Source organism: Delftia sp. K82, assembly GCF_002193035.1.
In the GTDB taxonomy this organism is placed as follows: Bacteria; Pseudomonadota; Gammaproteobacteria; order Burkholderiales; family Burkholderiaceae_C; genus Comamonas; species Comamonas acidovorans.
Window position 1 is genome coordinate 519894 of sequence record NZ_MYFL01000004.1, and the last position, 15135, is coordinate 535028.

The window sequence follows — 15135 nt, forward strand, 5'->3', positions numbered from 1 at the left end:
AGAAAGGTGTTGCCGTGAGTATCAACGCGACCCTGTTCGTCCAGGCCATCGTTTTCCTGATCCTGGTGCTGTTCACGATGAAGTTCGTGTGGCCCCCGATCGCGAAGGCGCTGGATGAACGAGCTCTGAAAATCGCCGATGGCCTCGCTGCTGCCGACAAGGCCAAGACTGACCTGGCCGCCGCCAACAAGCGCGTCGAGCAGGAACTGGCCCAGACGCGCAACGAAACGGCATCGCGGCTTGCGGACGCCGAACGCCGTGCCCAGGCCATCATCGAAGAAGCCAAGGCCCGTGCCTCCGAAGAAGGCAACAAGATTGTTGCTGCTGCCCGCGCCGAGGCCGAGCAGCAGACAGTCCAGGCCCGTGAAGCCCTGCGCGAGCAAGTGGCTGCGCTGGCCGTCAAGGGCGCCGAGCAGATCCTGCGCAAGGAAGTGGATGCCGGCGTCCATGCCGACCTGCTGAACCGCCTGAAGACCGAGCTGTAAGGAAGAGCAAACATGGCAGAACTCGCCACCATTGCCCGTCCTTACGCAGATGCCCTGTTCAAGGCCAGCACCCACCAGGGTGCTGACCTGTCCGGCACTGTTGCCTGGGCGGAGGAATTGGCGGCGATTGCCGCCAATCCGCAATTGCGCCAGCTGGCCGACGACCCCAAGGTGACCGACGAACAACTGTTCGACGTCATCAGCGGCGTGGCCGGCTCGGCATTGCCCGATGCCGCTCGCAACTTTCTGCGCGTCATCATTGAAAACGGCCGACTGCAAGCCCTGCCAGAAGTGGCGGCCCAGTTTCGCAGCCTCGTGAACCGCGCCGGTGGCTCGTCCGACGCCGTGGTTCAAAGCGCTTTTCCCATAGATGCTGCCGCTCTGGCTGCCCTCGGGACTTCGCTGGAGAAGCGTTTCGGCCGAAAGCTGAACCTGTCGGTGCAGCAAGATCAGTCCCTGATCGGTGGCATCCGCGTCGTGGTGGGTGATGAAGTTCTTGACACGTCCGTCAAGGCCCGCCTGGAACAAATGAAAGCGGCCCTCATTGCGTAACAACGCGACTGAGGTCTCGGCTAACCAAAGCTAAAGAAGGAAAGAGTCATGCAACTCAATCCCGCAGAAATTTCTGAACTGATCAAGAGCCGCATCGAGGGTCTGGCTGGCAGCAGCGACATCCGTAACGAAGGCACCGTGGTTTCGGTGACCGACGGTATCGTGCGCGTGCACGGCCTGTCGGACGTGATGCAAGGCGAAATGCTGGAATTCCCCGCAGGCAAGGATGGCCAGCCCTCCTTCGGCCTGGCGCTGAACCTCGAGCGCGACTCCGTCGGCGCCGTGATTCTGGGCGAGTACGAGCACATCTCCGAAGGCGACACCGTAAAGTGCACGGGCCGCATTCTGGAAGTGCCCGTCGGCCCCGAACTCATCGGCCGCGTGGTCAACGCCCTGGGTCAGCCGATTGACGGCAAGGGCCCGATCAACGCCAAGATGACGGACGTGATCGAGAAGGTCGCTCCCGGCGTGATCGCACGCCAGTCCGTGGACCAGCCCCTGCAGACCGGCATCAAGTCCATCGACTCGATGGTGCCCGTCGGCCGTGGCCAGCGCGAACTGATCATCGGCGACCGCCAGACCGGCAAGACCGCCGTGGCCATCGACGCCATCATCAACCAGAAGGGTCAGGGCGTTACCTGCATCTACGTTGCGATCGGCCAGAAGGCTTCCTCGATCAAGAACGTGGTGCGTGCCCTGGAGCAGGCTGGCGCGATGGAATACACCATCGTCGTGGCTGCCACCGCTTCCGAATCCGCTGCCATGCAGTACGTGTCGGCCTACTCCGGCTGCACGATGGGCGAGTACTTCCGCGACCGCGGCGAAGACGCCCTGATCGTCTATGACGACCTGTCCAAGCAAGCCGTGGCCTACCGCCAGGTTTCGCTGCTGCTGCGCCGTCCCCCGGGCCGCGAAGCCTTCCCCGGCGACGTGTTCTATCTCCACAGCCGCCTGCTCGAACGTGCAGCCCGCGTGAATGCCGACTACGTCGAAGCCTTCACCAAGGGTGAAGTCAAGGGCAAGACGGGTTCGCTGACGGCACTGCCCATCATCGAAACCCAGGCCGGTGACGTGTCGGCCTTCGTGCCCACGAACGTGATCTCGATCACGGACGGCCAGATCTTCCTGGAAACCAGCCTGTTCAACGCCGGTATCCGCCCCGCCATCAACGCCGGTATCTCGGTGTCGCGCGTCGGTGGTGCTGCACAGACCAAGCTGGTCAAGGGCCAGTCCGGCGGTATCCGTACCGACCTGGCGCAATACCGTGAGCTGGCTGCCTTCGCGCAGTTCGCCTCCGACCTGGACGAAGCCACCCGCAAGCAGCTCGACCGCGGTGCCCGCGTGACCGAACTGCTCAAGCAGGCCCAGTACAGCCCCCTGTCCACCGCTTTGATGGGCGCTTCGCTGTTCGCAGTGAACAAGGGCTACATGGACGACATCCAGGTCAAGCAAGTGCTGGCTTTCGAGTCTGGTCTGCACCAGTTCCTGAAGACCAGCCACGGCGCCCTGATCGACAAGCTGAACGCTTCCAAGGCCATGGACAAGGATTCCGAAGCCGAATTGAACGCCGCCATCGCTGCGTTCAAGAAGTCGTTCGCTTAAACCGGACGAGGAGCCATCATGGCAGCAGGTAAGGAAATTCGCGGCAAGATCAAATCGGTGGAAAACACCAAGAAGATCACCAAAGCCATGGAAATGGTGGCCGCATCCAAGATGCGCAAGGCGCAGGAACGGATGCTGGCTGCACGCCCGTACAGCGAAAAGATCCGCAACATTGCAGTCCATCTTGGCCAAGCCAACCCCGAGTACGTGCACCCGTTCATGCAAGTGAACGGTGATGCAAAGACAGCCGGCGTCATCGTGGTGACGACGGACAAGGGGTTGTGCGGCGGCATGAACACCAACGTGTTGCGTGCTGTCACGGCCAAGCTGCGGGAGCTGCAGGATCAAGGCGTGTCGGCAGAAGCAGTGGCCATTGGCAACAAGGGTCTGGGCTTTCTGAACCGTGTCGGCGCCAAGGTGGTTTCGCACGCGACGGGTCTGGGCGATACGCCCCATCTGGAAAAGCTGATCGGCCCTGTGAAGGTGTTGCTCGATGCATATGCAGCGGGCAAGCTGAGCGCGGTGTACCTGAGCTACACCAAGTTCATCAACACCATGAAGCAGGAATCGGTGGTGGAGCAGTTGCTGCCCCTGTCGTCCGAGAGCATGCAGGCCGAGAAGACGTCTGGCCATAGCTGGGACTACATCTACGAGCCCGACGCGCAGTCCGTGATCGACGAGCTGCTCGTGCGTTACGCAGAGTCACTGGTCTACCAAGCTGTCGCGGAAAACATGGCGTCCGAGCAATCGGCGCGCATGGTGGCCATGAAGGCCGCTACCGACAACGCCGGCAACGTCATCAGCGAGTTGAAGCTGGTCTACAACAAGACGCGTCAGGCAGCCATCACGACCGAACTGTCGGAAATCGTGGCTGGCGCCGCTGCTGTGTAAAGCAGCTCAACAGACAAACTAATTGGAGCAAAAAATGGCTCAAGTGCAAGGCAAGATTGTTCAATGTATTGGCGCTGTGGTGGACGTCGAGTTCCCCCGCAACGCAATGCCCAAGGTGTTCGATGCCCTGAAGCTCGACGGCTCGGCCCTGACGCTGGAAGTGCAGCAACTGCTGGGTGACGGCGTTGTGCGTACCATCGCCCTGGGTTCGTCCGACGGTCTGCGTCGCGGCCTGATGGTGTCCAACACCGGCAACCCCATCACCGTGCCCGTGGGCAAGGCGACGCTGGGTCGCATCATGGACGTGCTGGGCAACCCCATCGACGAACGCGGTCCCGTGGATCAGGCGCTGACGGCTCCCATCCACCGCAAGGCACCGGCTTATGACGAGCTGTCGCCTTCGCAGGAACTGCTGGAAACCGGCATCAAGGTGATCGACCTGATCTCGCCCTTCGCCAAGGGCGGCAAGGTGGGTCTGTTCGGTGGCGCCGGTGTGGGCAAGACCGTGAACATGATGGAACTCATCAACAACATCGCCAAGGGCCACGGTGGTCTGTCGGTGTTCGCCGGTGTGGGTGAACGTACCCGCGAAGGCAATGACTTCTATCACGAAATGTCGGACGCCGGCGTGGTCAACCAGGAGTCGCTGAACGACTCCAAGGTGGCCATGGTCTACGGCCAGATGAACGAACCCCCGGGCAACCGTCTGCGCGTGGCGCTGACCGGTCTGACCATGGCCGAAGCCTTCCGTGACGAAGGCAAGGACGTGCTGTTCTTCGTGGACAACATCTACCGCTACACGCTGGCCGGTACCGAAGTGTCCGCTCTGCTGGGTCGCATGCCTTCCGCCGTGGGCTACCAGCCCACGCTGGCCGAGGAAATGGGCCGCCTGCAAGAGCGCATCACCTCGACCAAGGTCGGTTCGATCACTTCCATCCAGGCCGTTTACGTGCCCGCCGATGACTTGACCGATCCCTCGCCTGCCACGACGTTCGCCCACTTGGACTCGACCGTGGTGCTGTCGCGTGACATCGCTTCGCTGGGTATCTACCCCGCTGTCGATCCGCTGGACTCCACCAGCCGCCAGCTGGACCCCCAAGTCGTGGGTGAAGAGCACTACAAGGTGGCCCGCGAAGTGCAGGGCACGCTGCAGCGCTACAAGGAACTGCGCGACATCATCGCCATTCTGGGCATGGACGAGCTGGCTCCCGAAGACAAGCTGACCGTGGCCCGCGCCCGCAAGATCCAGCGTTTCCTGTCGCAGCCTTTCCACGTGGCCGAAGTGTTCACTGGCGCTCCCGGCAAGTACGTGTCGCTGGCTGAAACCATCCGTGGTTTCAAGATGATCTGCGCTGGCGAGTGCGATCACCTGCCCGAGCAGGCCTTCTACATGGTTGGCACCATCGACGAAGCCTTCGAGAAGGCCAAGAAACTGGCGGCTTGAGCCTGCGGCACCCCCTGAGCGACTGCGTCGCTTCCCCCTCTCGACCCGCTTCGCGGGGGAGGGGGACGACACCCTCGCTGCGGGGTGGCCCTTGCTCGGTGTCCCCGATCTGGGCCCTGCCGGTTCCAAGTTCCAGTCAACCTTTTCTGAGGAGCAAAGATGAACACCATCCACGTTGATGTGGTCAGTGCCGAAGAGTCCATCTTCTCCGGTGAAGCGCGCTTTGTCGCCCTGCCCGGTGAATCCGGCGAACTGGGCATTTTTCCCCGCCACACTCCGCTGATCACGCGCATCAAGCCCGGCTCGGTGCGTATCGAGATGGCGGACGGCAGCGAAGAGTTCGTCTTCGTGGCCGGCGGCATCCTGGAAGTGCAGCCCAACTGTGTGACCGTGCTGTCCGACACCGCCATCCGCGGTGCCGACCTGGACGCCGAGAAGGCCGAGAAGGCCAAGCTCGAAGCCGAGGAAGCACTGAAGAACGCCAAGAGCGAAGTCGATCTGGCGCGTGCCCAGTCCGAGCTGGCCGTCATGGCCGCTCAGATCGCGGCCCTGCGCAAGTTCCGCCAAAAGCGCTGAGCCCTCCCGGGGCCAGTCGCAAGAAAGCCGCCCTCGGGCGGCTTTTTTCATGGTGCGCAGGCGGCTCAGTCGCCGCAGCGGGCCTGGTACACGTAGGTCACGGCATTGTCCTTGGGGTCCACCGTGCGCGACTTGTGCGTCACGGCTTTGGCGGGCACGGGGCACAGGGCGCGGATCTGTTGTTCGCAGCGCTTGGGGTCGTCTTCGCGCAGCTTGCAGCTGAGCACATAGTCATATTCCTGCGAGTCGTCGAGGATGGGGCTTGCGCAGGCGCTCAGGGTTAGCACGGCGGCCAGCAGGCCCAGGCGGGCCAGGGTGTTCTTCATGGTGTGGATGCTCCTTGATGAAATGGCGTGACGCTATCACAGCCTCCGTGCCCGCGATAGCTTGATGAAGGGGGTGGCTCGGCCCGGCCTGCGCAGCCTGCCTGCCTTTCAGTGGTGCTGTATCACGACAGCATCGGGAAGATTGTCGCTGCCATCGTGCACAGGCTGCAGCGGGTCACGCGGAAAGTTGGTTTCAAGCAGCAGGCTCACGCGCTCCAGGGCTGCTGTCATGCCCATGGCGTAATGGCCGCCCTGAAAGGCGGCACCCATGTCGCTGATCAGCGTTTGCCATTGTTCCGCCGGCAGGGTACGCGCCAGGGCGCGGTCGGCGACGATTTCGATGGCGTGGTCGGCCAGCAGCAGATAGATCAGGGCACCGTTGTTGTGTTCGGTATCCCAGACGCGCAGCTTGCCGAACAGCGTGATGGCGCGCTCGCGCGGCGTGGCGTCGCGCCACAGGTAGCTGGGCGGCAGTCCGGGTTCGACGCAGATGCGAATCTGGCCTGTATGGCGCTGCTCGCTCATGGTGATGAGGCGCTCCAGCTCCGCCAGGCTTTCAGGCGGGAGTGCACGGCGCAACTGCCCTTCGGCCCAATGGTGGCGCAGCAGCCGGAGCAGACGCTGTAAAAAGCCTGTGATTGCAGCCGCCATCTCACCAACTCCCCGAGGCGCCGCCGCCCCCGAAACTGCCGCCTCTGCCGGAGCTGAAGCCCCCGCCACCGCTGCGGCCGCCGCCTCCGCCAAAGCCACCACCACCGCCCCATCCACCGCCGCCACCCCTGCCGGAGCGGCCGCTTCCCAGCAGGGTGAACAGCAGCGCGACGACTCCCGCTCCTGCGGCGACGAGCAGACTGGCCGTCACCACATAGGCGGCAATGCCGGCGCCTGCCCCCGCCAGCACGGAGGCCAGCGGCCGGCCCAGCACCGAGCGCAGGATGGGACCGACCACCGCCACGCCGAAGAAGAAAAACAGCATCAGGTCTTCCATGTCGAAGCCCCTGTCCGGGCTTTTGGAAGACTGGGTGCTGGAGGAGGGCGCCGGCAGTTGCTCGCCCGCAATGCGCGCTGCCACCTGGTCCAGCGCGGCGGTGATGCCGCCCGCATAGTCCCCCTGGCGAAAGCGCGGTGCCATCTGCTGGTCGATGATGCGCGCGGCCGCCAGGTCGGGGATCGCGCCTTCCAGCGCGCGGGCCACTTCCATGCGCATGCGCCTGTCGTTCTTGGCAATCACCACCAACAGGCCGTCGCCCACGTCGCGGCGGCCGATCTTCCAGTCACTGGCCACGCGCCAGGCATAGGCGGCAATGTCCTCGGGCGCGGTGGTGGCCACCATCAGCACGACGACCTGCGAGCCTGACTTCTGTTCGATGCCACGCAGCCTGTCTTCAATGGCGCGTGCCTCATCGGCCGACAGCGTACCCGTCTGGTCGATGAGCCGCGCCGAGAGGGCCGGCACGGGCTGCGGCGCCTGCGCCAGCGTGCTCCCGGGCAGCAGCAGCATGGTCAGGGCAAGGGCGCAAAGCATGCGCCACAGTGGCACCAGGGACATGGTCACGGCTTACTTGTTGCCGAAGTCCACCGTGGGCGGACGGGAGATTTCGGCCTCGTTCTGCACGCTGAAGCTGGGCTTGGGTTCGTAGCTGAAAACCTTGGCCGTCAGATTGGTCGGAAAGCTGCGCGCCAGCACGTTGTAGGACTGCACGGCCTGGATGTACTGGTTGCGCGCCACGGTGATGCGGTTCTCCGTGCCCTCCAGTGTCACGCGCAGGTCGCGGAAGCCCTGGTTGGCCTGTAGCTGGGGATAGCGCTCGGCCACCACCATCAGCCGCGACAGGGCACTGGACAGCTCGCCCTGCGCCTGTTGGAACTTGTTGAAGGCCTCGGGGTTGTTGACCAGCTCGGGCGTGGCCTGGATGGAGGTGGCCTTGGCGCGCGCCTCCACCACCTTGGTCAGGGTCTCCTGTTCGAAATTCGCCTCGCCCTTGACCGAGGCCACGATGTTGGGCACCAGATCGGCGCGGCGCTGGTACTGGTTGAGCACCTCGCTCCAGGCCGACTTGGTCTGTTCGTCAAGGCGCTGGAAGTCGTTGTAGCCGCAGCCAGTCAATGCGAGGACGGTGGCAAGCGTGGCGAGTAGACGTTTCATAAGATGGCAACCTGAAAGCGACAATGGAAAACAGTATCGCGCACGATGCATGCGCAATGCTGGCGATTGTGCTGCGCGCCCGGCCTGCTGCCCTGTAGGGCAAAGGCCATTGCGCAGCGGTGTGGCAAGGACTGCTAACAGGGCTTTTATGCACGAATTCACGGCGGCGCGCTGGTTGCCCGGGGGCCATGCCCAGACCATCTGGCCGGCACTGTTCGCGCGCCGCTGGCCGGTGGGCCAGGCGGCGCCCGCCTGGCGCTGGGAGCGCTGGGATACCCCGGATGGGGACTTCATCGATGTCGCCTTCGGCGGTGCGTCCACCCTGCCTGCCGACGCGCCATGGCTGGTGCTTTTCCATGGCCTTGAAGGCTCGGCGAACAGCCACTATGCCCAGGCCATGGCCTGGGTGGCTGCGCAGCGTGGCTGGCACATGGCCGTGCCGCACTTTCGCGGCTGCAGTGGCGAGGTCAACCGGGGGCCGCGCGCCTATCACTCGGGCGATGTGCAGGAGGTGGACTGGATACTGCGCCGCCTGCGCGCACGGTCTTCCCGCCCGCTCCATGTCGTGGGTGTTTCCCTGGGCGGCAATGCGCTTGCGCGCTGGGCCGGTCTGCAGGCAGACAAGGCGGCCGAGGTGGTCCAGGCCCTTGCGGCGGTGAGTGCGCCGCTGGACCTGGCGGCTGGCGGCATGGCGCTGGGGCAGGGTCTGAACCGCTGGATCTACACACGCATGTTCCTGCGCACGCTGGTGCCCAAGGCGCAGGTCAAATGGGCGCAATTTCCCGGCCTCTTCGACCGCGATGCCGCGGTGCGCGCGCGCGATCTGAAGGAGTTCGATGACGCGTTCACGGCACCCGTGCATGGCTTTCTCGATGCGCACGACTACTGGTGCCGGGCGGCAGCCAAGCCTGTGCTGGGCAGCATTGCCGTGCCTGCGCTGCTGCTCAATGCGCTGGACGATCCCTTTGTCCCTGCATGCAGCCTGCCAGGGCCAGGCGAGGTCGGCCCACGGGTTACGCTGTGGCAACCGCCGCACGGCGGTCATGTGGGTTTTGCACAGGGACATTGGCCAGGGCATGTACTGGGCATGCCGCAGGCCGTCACGCAGTGGCTGGCAGACAGTGAACAAGGATGAATGCAATGGACGATATCGTGAAGCAGGCCATGGCCAAATGGCCCCATGTGCCCGCCTGCAGCGGCTGGCTGGGGCTGGACGAGCGCGGGCGCTGGTATCTGCGCGATGAAGAGGCCCAGGCCTGCGGCGCTTTCGACAGCGGCATCCCGGGAGCCAAGGGCGCGGAGGTGCGCAACGAAAAGCTGGCGGACTTCATTGCCCGCAACTATCTTGCCGAGCCCGACGGTCGGTGGTTTTTCCAGAATGGTCCCCAGCGCGTGTATGTGGAACTGGAAAGCACACCCTGGATATGGCGGCTGCGCTGGGATGGCGAGCGCCTGCAGGTGCACAGCCACACAGGGGCAGAGCTGCAGGCCGCAGACATCAAGGAGGTTTTGATGGATGAGACAGGGCGCCTGTATCTGGCCATGCCCTCCGGCCTGGGCCTGGTCCATACGCAGGACATGGTCGATGCCGCTGCCGCGCTGGACGCCGGCATGCTGCCTGCCTGTGAAGAGGTGCCGGCACAGACGTTGCCGCAACGCTACGGTTTTGTGCGCAGTCCGGCCCGGGCATGAAAAAACCGGCCGAAGCCGGTTGGTGCCAGACATCCTGGGCCTTGCTCAGTTGGCGGGTGCCGCTGCACCTTCTGCTGCAGCGCCTTCTGCGGCCGGGGCCTTGGGTTCTTCAAACTTGCCACCTGCGGCATTGGCCATGTAGACCACGCCACGGGCAATTTCGGTGTCGTTGAAATCGCCGCCGCCTTGAGGCGCCATCGCTCCCTTGCCCTTGAGGGCCGAGTGCACCAGACCTTCCAGACCTTGTGCCAGGCGCGGGCCCCAGGCCGCGGCATCCGCGAACTTGGGAGCACCTGCGGCACCTGTGGCATGGCAGGCCGCGCATTGGCCCTTGAAGACTTCTTCACCCGAGCGCAGCGGGCGATTGGCATCCCGGATTTCCACGAGGCCGATTTTCTGCAGCCGCTGGGCCTTGGCCATTTCGGTCTGGGAAGCGCCGGCGCCGGCCTTGTCGGCCGAACTCACGTATTGCACGAGGCCGATGATCACGAACACCGGAACCACGAACGAGAAAAACACCGCCATCAGCAGCTGCTTGGGGTTCTTGATCGGGCCCGTATGGGCTTCTTCGGTGTGGGTTGCGCTCATGAAGTCCTCTTGTGTTGTGGGGGCGTGAGTCAACAACAAATTATATCGACGGGCCTCTTGCAGACACTGCGCGCAGACCCGGGTTGACCTGGGGCGCACATATGCCATGAGATGGATCAAGCAAATGGCAAATGCTTGCCGCGCGCCATGAAAAAGAGGTGTTCACCTTGCGGAGAACACCTCTGTGCGGTTGGCACGGCAGATACCGGCCTTGGGTCTTACTGTGCGGGCGCCGGCGTGGCTGCCGCTGCTGTCGCTGTCCTGTCGGTCCAGCCGCCGCCAAGCGCCTTGTACAGCTCGATCTGGTTGAGCAGCTGCGCCAGACGCACGCTCACGGTGGACTGCTCCAGCGCGAACAGGGTGCGCTGTGCATCCAGCAGGTCCAGGTAGCTGGCCACGCCGTTGCTGTAGCGCAGGTCGGACAGCTTCAGGCGCGCCTGCTCGGCTTCCAGCTGGGCGCGCTGGGCCATGATCTGGTCACGCAGCGTGCCCTGGCTGTCCAGTGCGTCGGAGACCTCGCGGAAGGCGCTCTGGATGGACTTCTCGTACTGGGCGATGGCCACTTCGCGCTCGACCTTGGCCGCAGCCAGATTGGCCGAATTGCGGCCCGCATCGAAGATGGGCAGGAGGGCGGATGGCGCGAGGGTGAAGCCCCAGCTGCCGCTCTTGAACAGGCCCGACAGCTCGTTGCTGGCCGTGCCGAACTGCCCCGTCAGCGTGATGCGCGGGAAGAAGGCGGCACGCGCGGCACCGATGTTGGCGTTGGTGCTGATCAGCTGCTGCTCGGCCTGGCGAATGTCGGGCCGCTGCGTCAGCAGATCCGAAGGCAGGCCGGCCGGCACGGCGGGCAGGTCGGCCGTGTCGCGCAGTCCCTGGCTGGAGCCCAGGCTGGCGAGTACATCCGCTGGCAGCGCCTGGCCCAGCAAGAGCACCAGGGCGTTTTCATCCAGGGCGCGCTGGCGCTGCTGCTGCGCCAGCGTGGCACGCGCAGCCTCGGTCAGCGAGACGGCCTGGCGGTAGTCTAGCTCGGACGCCACGCCCGTGTCGAAGCGCAGCTTGGTCAGCTTGATCGACTCTTCACGGGTCCGCAGCGTGTCGCGCGAGATCTTCAGCAGTTGCTCGTCGGCCAGCAGCGTGTACCAGCCGCTGGCCACAGCGGCCACCAGGCTGGTCTGCGCGGCGCGGCGAGCTTCCTCGGTCGCCAGGTACTGGGCCAGGGCCGCTTCCTTCAGGCTGCCGATGCGGCCGAAGAAGTCCAGCTCCCACGAGGTGACGGCCAGGCCGACCTGGTAGCTGTTGACGTACTTGGTGCCCGAGCCCGTGGTGTTCGGGGCGCGGCTGGCGTTGACGCCCGCACCGACCGTCGGGAACTGGTCGGCGCGCGTGATCCGGTACTGGGCCTGGGCACGCTCGATGTTGAGCGCGGCCACGCGCAGGTCACGGTTGTTGTCCAGCGCGGTGCGAACCAGCTGCTGCAGGCGTGCGTCCTGGAAGAAATCCTGCCAGGGCAGCTGCGCTGCAGCCGTGCCGCCTTCCGCCGCAGCGGTGGCGTTCGCGCGGGTGTACTGCGCCGCGACCGGAGCGGCAGGGCGCTCGTAGGTGGGGATGAGCGAGCATCCCGCCAGGAGCACGGCGGTGGCGATGGCCACCGGGGTACTGCGATTAATCATGGCTCAAGGCCTCCTTGCCGGCCGGTGTGGACGGCGGGTTGTGCGATTTGATCTTGCCCTTGAACAGCTTGCGCACCACGACGAAGAAGGTGGGCACGAACAGCACGGCCAGCACGGTGCCGGTGATCATGCCGCCGAGCACGCCGGTGCCGATGGCACGCTGGCTGGCCGAGCTCGCGCCCGTGGCGATCACCAGAGGCACCACGCCCAGGCCGAAGGCCAGCGAGGTCATGATGATGGGGCGGAACCGCAGGTGGGCGGCTTCCAGCGCAGCCTCGATCAGTCCCTTGCCTTCGGCCTGCAGGTCCTTGGCGAACTCCACGATCAAGATCGCGTTCTTCGCCGACAGGCCGATCACCGTCACCAGTCCGATCTGGAAGTACACGTCGTTGGAGTAGTTGCGCAGCAAGGTGGCAAGCACCACGCCCAGCAGACCCAGCGGCACGACCAGAATCACCGACAGCGGGATGGACCAGCTCTCGTACAGGGCGGCCAGGCACAGGAACACGGCCAGGATGGCGAAGGCGTACAGGAAGATGGCTTGCGAGCCCGCCAGCTTTTCCTCACGCGACTGGCCAGTCCACTCGAAGCCGAAGCCTTCGGGCAGCTTGGCAGCCAGCTTTTCCATCTCGTCCATGGCATCGCCCGAGCTGAAGCCCGGTGCGGCCGAGCCTTCGATGCGCACGGCAGGGTAGCCGTTGTAGCGCACCGTCTGCTGGGCGCCCTTGACCCACTTGGTGGTCGCGAAGGTGGACAGCGGCACCGGATCGCCCTTGGCATTGCGCGCGTTCAGGCGCAGCAGATCGTCGGGCTGCATGCGGGCCGGAGCGTCGGCCTGCACGATCACGCGCTGCAGACGACCCTGGTTGGGGAAGTCATTGACGTAGGACGAGCCCAGTGCCGTGGACAGCGCGGCATTGATCGAGGTGAAGTCCACGCCCAGTGCGTTGGCCTTGTCGCGGTCGATCTCGATGCGCAGCTGGGGCGCGTCCTCCAGACCATCGGGACGCACGCCGGCCAGCACCTTGCTCTGCCCGGCCATGCCCAGCATCATGTTGCGGGCATTGATCAGCGCATCGTGTCCGTGGCCGGCACGGTCCTGCAGGCGGAACGAGAAGCCCACGGCGTTGCCCAGTTCGGGAATGGGCGGCGGGTTCACGGCGAACACGAAGGCATCGCGGATGCCCGACGTCATGCCCATGATGCGGCCCGTCATGGCGTCCACCGTGGAGTTCGCTCCCTTGCGCTCGGACCAGTCCTTGAGCGGCACGAAGGCGAGGGCGGCATTCTGGCCCTGGCCGGAGAAGCTGAAGCCCAGCACGCTGACCATGTTGGCCACTTCGGGCTGCGGCAGCACGGCTTCTTCCACCTGCTTCATCACCTCCAGCGTGCGCTCCTTGGCGGCGCCAGGGGGCAGTTGCACGTTGACGATGAAGTAGCCCTGGTCCTCGGTCGGCAGGAAGGAGGTCGGCAGGCCACGGAACACCACCACGGCGCCCGCGATCACGGCCAGGTACACGCCGATCATCAGCACCGAGCGCTTGAGCAGTCGGGCCACCCAGCCTTCATAGGACTTGGCCGAGCGTGCGAACGTGCGGTTGAACCAGCCGAAGAAGCCCTTCTTCTCGTGGTTGTGACCGGCTTCCACAGGCTTGAGCAGCGTTGCGCACAGGGCCGGTGTCAGCGTCAGCGCCATGAAGGCCGAGAAGCTGATGGAGGCCACCATCACGATGGAGAACTGCCGGTAGATATTGCCGGTGGACCCCGCGAAGAAGGCCAACGGTATGAACACCGCGATCAGCACCAGCGTAATGCCCACGATGGCGCCCGAGATCTGGCCCATGGCCTTGATCGCGGCTTCGCGCGGCGGCAGGCCTTCCTCGCTCATGATGCGCTCGACGTTCTCCACCACCACGATGGCGTCATCCACCACGATGCCGATGACCAGCACCATGCCGAACATGGCCAGCACGTTGATCGAGAAGCCCACGGCCTGCATGACCGCGAAGGTGCCCAGCAGTGCAATGGGCACCACGATGGTCGGGATCAGCGTGTAGCGCCAGTTCTGCAGGAACAGGTACATCACCAGGAACACCAGCACGATGGCTTCCAGCAGCGTGTGGGCGACCTTCTCGATGGAGATGCTCACGAACTTGGAGCTGTCGTAGGGGATGGAGTACTTCACGCCCTTGGGGAAGAACTTCTGCAGCTCTTCCATGCGCGCATGCACGGCCTTGGCCGTGGCCAGCGCATTGCCGCTGGGCGTCAGCTGGACGCCGATACCCACGGCATCCTTGCCGTTCAGGCGGGCGGAGGTCGCGTAGGCCTGGCCGCCGATCTCGATGGTGGCCACGTCCTTGAGGCGCACGGTGGAGCCATCGGGATTGGCGCGCAGCACGATGTTCTCGAACTGGCCGATCGAAGACAGCTGGCCCATCACCGTCACCGTGGCGGCGATCTTCTGGCCCGTGATGTTGGGCAGGTCACCGATGGCGCCGCTGGCCACCTGGGCGTTCTGGCTGCGGATGGCGGCCGTCACGTCCTCGGCCGAGAGCTTGTAGCCCTGCAGCTTGGCGGGATCGAACCAGATGCGCATCGCCTTTTCCGTGCCGAACAGCTGTGCCTGGCCCACGCCGGCCACACGCTGGATTTCGGGAACGATGTTGCGCGAGGCGTAGTCACCCAGGGCCACCGTGTCATAGGCCTTGGCGTCCTCGGACGACAGCATGATGAACAGCAGGAAGTTGGACGACGCCTTGTCCACGCGCACACCCTGCTGCGTCACGGACGCAGGCAGGCGCGGTGTGGCGCGCGACAGGCGGTTTTGCACGTCCACCTGCGCCAGGTCCACGTTGGTGCCGGCCTCGAAGCTGATGGTGATGCTGCCCGTGCCATCGGCCTGGGCCACCGACTCCATGTAGACCAGACCGGGCGAGCCGTTCATCTCGCGCTCGATCACGGACAGCACGCTGTCTTCGAGCACCTTCGCGGACGCGCCTGGATAGGCGGTGTTGATGACGATGGCCGGAGGAGCCACCTTGGGGTATTGAGCGATCGGAAGCTTGGTCAGCGCGATACCACCGAGGACGATGATGAACAGCGCGACGACCCATGCAAAGATCGGTCTGTCGATAAAGAACTTGGCCATTGCTGAGCCCCTTGA

The 15135-nt window shown here is 64.6% G+C and carries 14 protein-coding genes and 1 pseudogene; 8 read left to right on the forward strand and 7 right to left on the reverse strand.

Going from position 1 to position 15135, the window contains the following annotated elements:
- The first annotated feature begins 14 nt into the window (after window positions 1-14).
- From KDK82_RS25850 to KDK82_RS25875, 6 genes are all read left to right on the forward strand, one after another.
- Entirely contained in the window at window positions 15-485 is a 471-nt protein-coding gene (locus tag KDK82_RS25850) for a F0F1 ATP synthase subunit B (protein ID WP_012202353.1), read from the forward strand.
- Between the two features lie 12 nt (window positions 486-497).
- Complete coding sequence (locus KDK82_RS25855; protein ID WP_013800260.1) at window positions 498-1037, forward strand: F0F1 ATP synthase subunit delta; 540 nt, start codon at window positions 498-500, stop codon at window positions 1035-1037.
- A 48-nt stretch (window positions 1038-1085) separates the two neighbouring features.
- Window positions 1086-2639, forward strand: coding sequence for a F0F1 ATP synthase subunit alpha (gene atpA / locus KDK82_RS25860; protein WP_012202355.1), 1554 nt, complete (start codon window positions 1086-1088; stop codon window positions 2637-2639).
- An 18-nt stretch (window positions 2640-2657) separates the two neighbouring features.
- Window positions 2658-3530 carry a F0F1 ATP synthase subunit gamma gene (gene atpG, locus KDK82_RS25865; protein WP_012202356.1) on the forward strand — a complete coding sequence of 291 codons (873 nt, stop codon included), beginning with the start codon at window positions 2658-2660 and terminating at the stop codon, window positions 3528-3530.
- A gap of 34 nt (window positions 3531-3564) precedes the next feature.
- Window positions 3565-4974 carry a F0F1 ATP synthase subunit beta gene (atpD, locus tag KDK82_RS25870; protein WP_012202357.1) on the forward strand — a complete coding sequence of 470 codons (1410 nt, stop codon included), beginning with the start codon at window positions 3565-3567 and terminating at the stop codon, window positions 4972-4974.
- Between the two features lie 159 nt (window positions 4975-5133).
- The gene (locus tag KDK82_RS25875) at window positions 5134-5550 is read left to right on the forward strand and encodes a F0F1 ATP synthase subunit epsilon (protein WP_012202358.1); all 417 of its coding nucleotides are present in this window, start codon (window positions 5134-5136) and stop codon (window positions 5548-5550) included.
- Between the two features lie 65 nt (window positions 5551-5615).
- Here the strand turns inward: KDK82_RS25875 and KDK82_RS25880 are convergent, their stop codons facing one another.
- The 4 genes from KDK82_RS25880 to KDK82_RS25895 all read right to left on the reverse strand — a co-directional run bounded on the left by KDK82_RS25880 (window position 5616) and on the right by KDK82_RS25895 (window position 8022).
- Window positions 5616-5876 carry a hypothetical protein gene (locus tag KDK82_RS25880; RefSeq protein WP_012202359.1) on the reverse strand — a complete coding sequence of 87 codons (261 nt, stop codon included), beginning with the start codon at window positions 5874-5876 and terminating at the stop codon, window positions 5616-5618.
- 108 nt (window positions 5877-5984) lie between these two features.
- Entirely contained in the window at window positions 5985-6527 is a 543-nt protein-coding gene (locus KDK82_RS25885; protein ID WP_088166607.1) for a TPM domain-containing protein, read from the reverse strand.
- 1 nt (window position 6528) lies between these two features.
- Window positions 6529-7401 (reverse strand): YgcG family protein, encoded by an 873-nt coding sequence (locus tag KDK82_RS25890; protein ID WP_088166702.1) that lies wholly within the window; start codon window positions 7399-7401, stop codon window positions 6529-6531.
- A gap of 33 nt (window positions 7402-7434) precedes the next feature.
- Window positions 7435-8022, reverse strand: coding sequence for a LemA family protein (locus KDK82_RS25895; protein WP_012202362.1), 588 nt, complete (start codon window positions 8020-8022; stop codon window positions 7435-7437).
- 148 nt (window positions 8023-8170) lie between these two features.
- Between KDK82_RS25895 and KDK82_RS25900 the strand changes: the two genes are divergently transcribed.
- Window positions 8171-9157, forward strand: coding sequence for a YheT family hydrolase (locus KDK82_RS25900; RefSeq protein WP_088166608.1), 987 nt, complete (start codon window positions 8171-8173; stop codon window positions 9155-9157).
- Between the two features lie 5 nt (window positions 9158-9162).
- Window positions 9163-9714 (forward strand): DUF2946 family protein, encoded by a 552-nt coding sequence (locus tag KDK82_RS25905; RefSeq protein WP_088166609.1) that lies wholly within the window; start codon window positions 9163-9165, stop codon window positions 9712-9714.
- A 69-nt stretch (window positions 9715-9783) separates the two neighbouring features.
- Here the strand turns inward: KDK82_RS25905 and KDK82_RS25910 are convergent.
- The 3 genes and pseudogenes from KDK82_RS25910 to KDK82_RS25920 form a co-directional block, all read right to left on the reverse strand.
- Window positions 9784-10302, reverse strand: a pseudogene (locus KDK82_RS25910) (cytochrome c5 family protein); the annotation flags it as partial.
- Window positions 10303-10520: 218 nt separating this feature from the next.
- A complete protein-coding gene (locus tag KDK82_RS25915) occupies window positions 10521-11972 on the reverse strand; it encodes an efflux transporter outer membrane subunit (protein ID WP_088166610.1) in 1452 nt (483 codons plus the stop codon).
- Window positions 11965-15120: an efflux RND transporter permease subunit gene (locus tag KDK82_RS25920; protein WP_088166611.1), complete on the reverse strand. Its 3156-nt coding sequence runs from the start codon at window positions 15118-15120 to the stop codon at window positions 11965-11967. Before KDK82_RS25920 ends, KDK82_RS25915 begins: the two co-directional genes overlap by 8 nt.
- Window positions 15121-15135: the final 15 nt, after the last annotated feature.

Coding starts and splice junctions, on each gene's coding strand:
- KDK82_RS25855 (WP_013800260.1), top strand. CDS start 498: ATGGCAGAACTCGCCACCATTGCCCGTCCTTACGCAGATGCCCTGTTC.
- atpA (WP_012202355.1), top strand. CDS start 1,086: ATGCAACTCAATCCCGCAGAAATTTCTGAACTGATCAAGAGCCGCATC.
- atpG (WP_012202356.1), top strand. CDS start 2,658: ATGGCAGCAGGTAAGGAAATTCGCGGCAAGATCAAATCGGTGGAAAAC.
- atpD (WP_012202357.1), top strand. CDS start 3,565: ATGGCTCAAGTGCAAGGCAAGATTGTTCAATGTATTGGCGCTGTGGTG.
- KDK82_RS25875 (WP_012202358.1), top strand. CDS start 5,134: ATGAACACCATCCACGTTGATGTGGTCAGTGCCGAAGAGTCCATCTTC.
- KDK82_RS25880 (WP_012202359.1), bottom strand. CDS start 5,876: ATGAAGAACACCCTGGCCCGCCTGGGCCTGCTGGCCGCCGTGCTAACC.
- KDK82_RS25885 (WP_088166607.1), bottom strand. CDS start 6,527: ATGGCGGCTGCAATCACAGGCTTTTTACAGCGTCTGCTCCGGCTGCTG.
- KDK82_RS25890 (WP_088166702.1), bottom strand. CDS start 7,401: ATGCTTTGCGCCCTTGCCCTGACCATGCTGCTGCTGCCCGGGAGCACG.
- KDK82_RS25895 (WP_012202362.1), bottom strand. CDS start 8,022: ATGAAACGTCTACTCGCCACGCTTGCCACCGTCCTCGCATTGACTGGC.
- KDK82_RS25900 (WP_088166608.1), top strand. CDS start 8,171: ATGCACGAATTCACGGCGGCGCGCTGGTTGCCCGGGGGCCATGCCCAG.
- KDK82_RS25905 (WP_088166609.1), top strand. CDS start 9,163: ATGGACGATATCGTGAAGCAGGCCATGGCCAAATGGCCCCATGTGCCC.
- KDK82_RS25915 (WP_088166610.1), bottom strand. CDS start 11,972: ATGATTAATCGCAGTACCCCGGTGGCCATCGCCACCGCCGTGCTCCTG.
- KDK82_RS25920 (WP_088166611.1), bottom strand. CDS start 15,120: ATGGCCAAGTTCTTTATCGACAGACCGATCTTTGCATGGGTCGTCGCG.